The organism is Brevundimonas sp., assembly GCF_013912065.1.
GTDB lineage: Bacteria > Pseudomonadota > Alphaproteobacteria > Caulobacterales > Caulobacteraceae > Brevundimonas.
Genome location: NZ_JACESA010000013.1, coordinates 90,153 through 96,209, shown reverse-complemented (window position 1 = coordinate 96,209; position 6,057 = coordinate 90,153). Strand labels below are relative to the sequence as shown.

The window sequence follows — 6,057 nt, the reverse complement described above, 5'->3', positions numbered from 1 at the left end:
AGGTCTGGCTCTTCTTGGTCGGGATGGTGGTGTTGCGCTCGATCAGGGGCGTGAAGACGCCGCCCAGGGTCTCGATGCCCAGGGTCAGGGGGGTCACGTCCAGCAGCAGCACGTCCTTGACGTCGCCTTGCAGCACGCCGGCCTGAACCGCAGCGCCCAGGGCCACGACTTCATCCGGGTTGACGCCCTTGTGCGGCTCCTTGCCGAAGAAGGCCTTCACGGCCTCCTGCACCTTGGGCATGCGGGTCATGCCGCCGACCAGGACGACTTCGTCGATGTCCGAGGCCTTCAGGCCGGCGTCGGCCAGGGCCTTCTTGCACGGCTCGATGGTGCGCTGGACCAGGTCGTCGACCAGGGCTTCCAGCTTGGCGCGCGACAGTTTGATGTTCAGGTGCAGCGGGCCCGAGGCGTTCATGGTGATGAACGGCAGATTGACCTCGTACTGGGTCGTGGAGCTCAGCTCCTTCTTGGCCTTCTCGGCTTCCTCGCGCAGGCGCTGCAGGGCCAGCTTGTCCTGGCGCAGGTCGACGCCCTGTTCCTTCTTGAACTCGTCGGCCAGGTAATCAGCCAGACGCACGTCGAAGTCCTCGCCGCCCAGGAAGGTGTCGCCGTTGGTCGACTTCACCTCGAAGACGCCGTCGCCGATCTCCAGGATCGAGACGTCGAAGGTGCCGCCGCCCAGGTCGTAGACGGCGATCTTCTGGCCTTCGTTCTTTTCCAGGCCATAGGCCAGGGCGGCCGCGGTCGGCTCGTTGATGATGCGCAGGACTTCCAGCCCGGCGATCTTGCCGGCGTCCTTGGTGGCCTGACGCTGGCTGTCGTTGAAATAGGCCGGGACGGTGATGACCGCCTGGGTCACCTTCTCGCCCAGATAGGCCTCTGCGGCCTCCTTCATCTTGGTCAGGGTGAAGGCCGAGATCTGCTGGGGCGAATAGTCCTTGCCGTGGGCGCGAACCCAGGCGTCGCCGTTCGGACCCTTGACGATCTCATAGGGGACCATCCCCTTGTCCTTCGCCACGACGGGATCGTCGAAGTTGCGGCCGATCAGGCGCTTGATGGCGAAGAAGGTGTTGGCGGGGTTGGTGACGGCCTGACGCTTGGCAGGCTGACCCACCAGGGTCTCGCCGCCGTCCTGAAGGGCGACCACCGACGGGGTGGTACGGGCGCCTTCCGCGTTTTCGATGACCTTGGGGTTCTTGCCGTCCATGACGGCCACGCACGAGTTGGTGGTGCCGAGGTCGATGCCGATAATCTTGGCCATGGGCGTACTGTCTTCTCCGTATTGGCGGGCGATGCGGCGGCCTTCGACGAAGCGCCGCGCGTGACCGCCCCCAGTGGGTTGGCGTTGTATAGGCCGGATAGCCCCAAGTTTCTCAGGGTTTCTCCGAAGCTGGCCCCGATATGGGAAACACCCCTAGGCCTGCAAGGGCGTTCTGCGATTCAGCGGTGCGCCAGGGCCGGATTTCACGCAGGATAGGCCGATGTCCGCGATTTCAGAGGTCAAGACCGCCGTCGAGGGGTTCCGGCTGTGGCCCGCCGCCCTGGACGCCGCCGCCCAGGCGGACCTGGTCGCCGAGGTGTTCGCCCGGCTGGAGGAGGCCCCGCTCTATCGGCCCCAGACGCCGGGCGGGCGGCCGTTCTCGGTCCAGATGAGCAATTTCGGCCCTCTGGGCTGGGTGTCGGACCGGGGCGGCTATCGCTATCAGCCGACCCATCCACAAACTGGGCGTGCCTGGCCCGCGATCCCGGCCGTGCTGCTGGACCTGTGGAACGACGCCGTGGGCGGACCCCGGCCGCCGGACGCCTGTCTGGTCAATCTGTATCGCGAGGGGGCCAAGATGGGCTTGCATCAGGATCGGGACGAGGCCGACCTGGGCGCCCCGGTCCTGTCAGTCTCGCTAGGCGATACGGCGATGTTCCGCATCGGCCCGGCCCAGGGCGGGCGCACCACGACCCTGAAACTGGAGAGCGGCGACCTCTGCGCCCTGACCGGCCCGGCGCGCCTGGCCCGGCACGGGATCGACCGGGTGCTGGAGGGCTCCTCCCGCCTGATCCCCGGCGGCGGACGCCTGAACCTGACGCTGCGCGTGGCGGGTTAGCCCTTCTTCTTTTGTCATTCCGGGCGAAGCGTAGCGGAGACCCGGAACCTAGCTGCGCCGAAGGCGAAATCCATCCGCCACACCCTTGTTGGACACCCAGTCCGCGACAGGTTCGCGCTCACGCGCGCCGCTGGGTTCCGGGTCTGCGGGCCAAGCGGCCCTTCGCTCGGAATGACGAAAGGGGATATCAGCCCTCGATGACCTCGTGGGCGCCCGCGTCGCCCAGGCGCCAATAGCCGGCGGCCTTCATGGACTTGGCCGAGAAGCCCAGCGCCAGCACCCGCGTCCGCAGGGCCTTGGCCACGGCGGATTCGGCGGCGATCCAGACATAGGCGTCCTTGGGATCCACCCCGCTCAGGGCCGTATCGACCGAGGTCAGCAGGGTCTCGGCCCGACCGCGCGGGGCGCCGTCGCGGACAGCCCAGGTCACGGAGACCTCGGCGGCGCTGTCAAAGGTCCAGATCGAGTCTGCGTCCGCGACCTCGACCACCACATGGGCGCGGACGCCGGCGGGCAGCTCCTCCAGACGACGGGCGATGGCCGGCAGGGCCGTCTCGTCGCCGATCAGCACATGGTCGGCGAAGGCTGTAGGGACGATGAAGGACCCGCGCGGCCCGCCGACGCCCAGGATGGAGCCCGGCTGCGCCGCCATGGCCCAATCGGTCGCCGGACCGCCGTGGCCGGTGACGAAGTCCAGCGTCAGCCGCCCCGCGGCGGCGTCATAGGCGCGGGGGGTGTAGTCACGCGCCGTGGGACGCGGCTCGGGAAAGACCGGACCGTCGGGGCCGAGGCTCGGCAGGACCGGACGGCCCTCGGCGACCGGGAAAATCTTCACATGGTCGTCGAAACCCAGGGAGACGAAGCCGTCCAGATCCGGCCCCTCCAGCACGATACGGCGATAGGCCGGCGTCAGGTCCTGGACCGAGGCGACGGTCAGGGCGCGAAACTTCAGGTCGTGCCGCACCCGACGCGGAATTCGCAGGGCGTCCGTCACGCCTGTTCGACCTTGTCTGCGGCCTCGGCCAGGGCGGCGGCGATGGCCTGGACCTGGGCTTCGGTCAGGGCGGTCTCGCCGGTCAGCCGGCCGTGGATGCTGGCCCGCAGACGAACGATGGCGTCATGGATGGCCGCCGGGCGCATCGACCGGGCCGCGAACTTGTCCATCGTCGCCTCGGCGGCGCGCAGGACCTCGGCGTTCTCGGCCAGCATCGCCCGTCCGGCCTCGGTAATCGCATACAGTTTCTTGCCGCCCTCGGCTTGGGATTCCAGCGCGCCCATTTCTTCCAGCAGGGTCAGGCTGGGATAGATGACGCCGGGGCTGGGCGAATAGGCGCCGCCCAGCCGGGTCTCGACCGCCTTGATCAGTTCATAGCCGTGGCTGGGCTTTTCGGCGATCAGCGACAGCAGCACCCACCGCAGGGTGCCGTGGTCGAACAGCCGCCCCCCGCCGCGTCGCCCATGGCCGTGGCCGCGTCCTCGGCCCTCGCCGCCGTCCCAGCCCGGACCGAAGTCCGCGCCGCGCCCGCCACGCATGCCTCGACCGAAGGGGCCGAAATGTCCGAAGCCGCCGTGGCCACCGTGTTTTTCGCCGCATCCGTCGCGGCGGCCTTGAAAGATCCCGTTGGACCTCATGATCGATTCCTTTCGATATATCTATTCACGAGCGGTTAGATATATCTGAATGACGAAATGCGCAAGGGGGCTGGCCTTCTTCGGCAAGCTGCGGCGTAAATCGAGGATGGACGACCTGAACCGCCGCTGGGCCCGCCTTGAACCCCACCTGACCGTCGTCGGCCCCGACGACGACCGGCCCCGGCCGGCGGTGCTGCTGTTCCACGGCTGCGGCGGCCTGCGCGACCACCTGCCCCGCTACGCCGAGGCGGCGAAGGCCGCCGGCTGGCGGGCCTTCATCGTCGATTCCTACGGGCCGCGCGGCTGGGGCCGGGCCTTCACCCTGACGGCGGTCTGCACCGGCCTGGCCTTCCGCGGGTATGAACGGGCCGGCGACGTCCTGGCGGCGATCCAGGGGATTTCCGCGCGGCCGGACGTGGACGAAACCCGGCTGTCCTTGGCGGGCTGGAGCCACGGCGGCTGGTCGATCATGGAGATGATGAGCGCCGATCCCCAGCCGAACGCCCTGGGCGTGGCCGATCCGGCCTCGGCGGACCTGGAGGGGGTCAAGGCCGTCTGGCTGGCCTATCCCTATATCGGCCCGTTCGCCTTCAACCGGATGAAGCCCTGGCGGCATTGCCCCAAGGTGCTGGCCGTCACCTGCAAGCGCGACCACCTGACCACGGTCCGCAACGCCGAACTGGTCAACGCCATGATCCGCAACTGCGGCGCCGAGGTCGAGAGCTGGGTCGCCGTCGGCACCCACGCCTTCGACGAACCGACCAACAACGGCCCGATGCGCCACGACCCGGACCTGACCGAAGAGGCCCTGCGCCGTTTTCGCGCCTTCCTGACCGACGCCGCGCCCCACGTCTGAAAAAAGAATCTCGGCCGCCCGCCTTGACGCTCGACCCATCACGTAACAATTGAAGTTACATGAAAAGGGATTCCCGCCTCTCCAACATCCTCCACGCCTTGCTGCACATGGCCGATCACGAGGCGCGGACCGGCGCGCCGATGACCTCGGACCAGCTGGCGATCTGCCTGTCGACCAACCCGGTGGTGGTGCGTCGGACCATGGCCGGCCTGCGCGAACAGGGGTTGGTCGCCTCTGAAAAAGGCCACGGCGGCGGCTGGCGGCTGGCCCGGCCGCTGGACCAGGTCAGCCTGGGCCAGGTGAACGCCGCCCTGGGTGGCCCCGGCCTGTTTCCTGAAACCCCGCCGGTCGAGGCCGACGGCTGTCTGGTCGAGGCGGCGGTCAACGACGCCCTGGCCGAAACCTATGCGGCCGCCCACGCCCTGCTGCTGGCCCGCCTGAACGACATCACCCTGGCCGATCTGGCGGCGGACTTCGCGCGCCGGATGGCCAACCATCCGAAAAGGGATCTGCTGAATGCCCGTCTCAACGCCCATCGTCCCGAGTGAACCCATGCCGCACGACGCCCTGATCCTCGGCGGATCCTACGCCGGCCTGTCCGCCGCCCAGCAGCTGGTGCGCGCCCGTCGCCGTGTGCTGATCATCGACGACGGCCGGCCCCGCAACCGTTTCGCCGCCCGCGCCCACGGCGTCCTGGCCAATGACGGCCGACCGGGGGCCGAGATCGCCGCCGCCGCCCGCGCCCAGATCGCCGCCTATCCCACCGCCGCCTTCCGCATGGCCGAGGCCGTGCAGGTCGAACGGATCGACGGCGGTTTCTCCATCGCCTTCGCCGACGGCACGCGGACCCAGGGCCGTCGGCTGCTGCTGTCGCACGGGGTCGAGGACGTGCTGGCTGACATTCCCGGCGTGAAGGAGCGCTGGGGCCGCACGGCGCTGCATTGTCCCTGGTGCCACGGCTATGAGATCGGCGGCGGCCCCATCGGCGTGCTGGGACGCGGCGACCATGCGGTCCAGTATGCGGCGACCGTCGCCGAATGGGGCCAGGTCACCCTGTTCATGGGCCTCGACGTCGGCCTGTCGCCCGAGGACGCCCATCTGCTTTACCGTCGCGGCGTGACCATCGAGGCCACGCCCATCGAGCGGCTGGAGGGCGAGGCGCCGACCCTGACCGGGGCGCGGCTGACGGACGGGCGGTTCATCGAACTGAAGGCCATCTTCGTCGGCGCCAACGTCCGGGTCGCCAGTCCCTTCGCCGAGCGGCTGGGCTGCGAGATGACCGACACGCCGATGGGCCGGGTGATCAAGGTGGACGGGATGCAGGCGACCAGCCAGCCGGGTGTCTTCGCCGCCGGAGACCTGGCCCGGGCGGCGTCCAACATCACCCTGGCGACCTCGGACGGCATGATCGCCGCCCACGCCCTGTTCCGCTCCCTGATCGAGGAGGAGACGGCCCCCGCCTGATCGGGG

7 protein-coding genes are annotated in these 6,057 nt (G+C 69.0%); 4 read left to right on the top strand and 3 right to left on the bottom strand.

Annotated features, from left to right (window positions below):
* Positions 1-1,261 (bottom strand): molecular chaperone DnaK (gene dnaK / locus H2037_RS12415; protein ID WP_292122390.1); only part of this gene is annotated, 1,261 nt, incomplete at its 3' end.
* 220 nt (positions 1,262-1,481) lie between these two features.
* Between dnaK and H2037_RS12410 the strand changes: the two genes are divergently transcribed.
* Positions 1,482-2,099: an alpha-ketoglutarate-dependent dioxygenase AlkB gene (locus tag H2037_RS12410; RefSeq protein WP_292122388.1), complete on the top strand. Its 618-nt coding sequence runs from the start codon at positions 1,482-1,484 to the stop codon at positions 2,097-2,099.
* A 187-nt stretch (positions 2,100-2,286) separates the two neighbouring features.
* Here H2037_RS12410 and H2037_RS12405 read toward each other — a convergent pair whose 3' ends face one another.
* Both H2037_RS12405 and H2037_RS12400 read right to left on the bottom strand, forming a co-directional pair.
* Complete coding sequence (locus H2037_RS12405) at positions 2,287-3,093, bottom strand: siderophore-interacting protein (RefSeq protein ID WP_292122385.1); 807 nt, start codon at positions 3,091-3,093, stop codon at positions 2,287-2,289.
* Positions 3,090-3,731, bottom strand: coding sequence for a PadR family transcriptional regulator (locus H2037_RS12400; RefSeq protein WP_292122382.1), 642 nt, complete (start codon positions 3,729-3,731; stop codon positions 3,090-3,092). Before H2037_RS12400 ends, H2037_RS12405 begins: the two co-directional genes overlap by 4 nt.
* Before the next feature lie 49 nt (positions 3,732-3,780).
* Between H2037_RS12400 and H2037_RS12395 the strand changes: the two genes are divergently transcribed.
* The 3 genes from H2037_RS12395 to H2037_RS12385 are packed head-to-tail and all read left to right on the top strand — an operon-like array spanning position 3,781 to position 6,051.
* Complete coding sequence (locus tag H2037_RS12395) at positions 3,781-4,587, top strand: dienelactone hydrolase family protein (RefSeq protein WP_292122378.1); 807 nt, start codon at positions 3,781-3,783, stop codon at positions 4,585-4,587.
* 59 nt (positions 4,588-4,646) lie between these two features.
* The gene (locus H2037_RS12390) at positions 4,647-5,135 is read left to right on the top strand and encodes an Rrf2 family transcriptional regulator (RefSeq protein WP_292122376.1); all 489 of its coding nucleotides are present in this window, start codon (positions 4,647-4,649) and stop codon (positions 5,133-5,135) included.
* 4 nt (positions 5,136-5,139) lie between these two features.
* Positions 5,140-6,051, top strand: a complete 912-nt coding sequence (locus H2037_RS12385) for an NAD(P)/FAD-dependent oxidoreductase (protein ID WP_292122373.1) — start codon at positions 5,140-5,142, stop codon at positions 6,049-6,051.
* Positions 6,052-6,057: the final 6 nt, after the last annotated feature.

What these genes read in the sequence shown, in the direction of transcription:
- H2037_RS12400 (WP_292122382.1), bottom strand. Translation starts at nt 3,731, where the DNA reads ATGAGGTCCAACGGGATCTTTCAAGGCCGCCGCGACGGATGCGGCGAA.
- H2037_RS12385 (WP_292122373.1), top strand. Translation starts at nt 5,140, where the DNA reads ATGCCGCACGACGCCCTGATCCTCGGCGGATCCTACGCCGGCCTGTCC.
- H2037_RS12395 (WP_292122378.1), top strand. Translation starts at nt 3,781, where the DNA reads ATGACGAAATGCGCAAGGGGGCTGGCCTTCTTCGGCAAGCTGCGGCGT.
- H2037_RS12390 (WP_292122376.1), top strand. Translation starts at nt 4,647, where the DNA reads ATGAAAAGGGATTCCCGCCTCTCCAACATCCTCCACGCCTTGCTGCAC.
- H2037_RS12410 (WP_292122388.1), top strand. Translation starts at nt 1,482, where the DNA reads ATGTCCGCGATTTCAGAGGTCAAGACCGCCGTCGAGGGGTTCCGGCTG.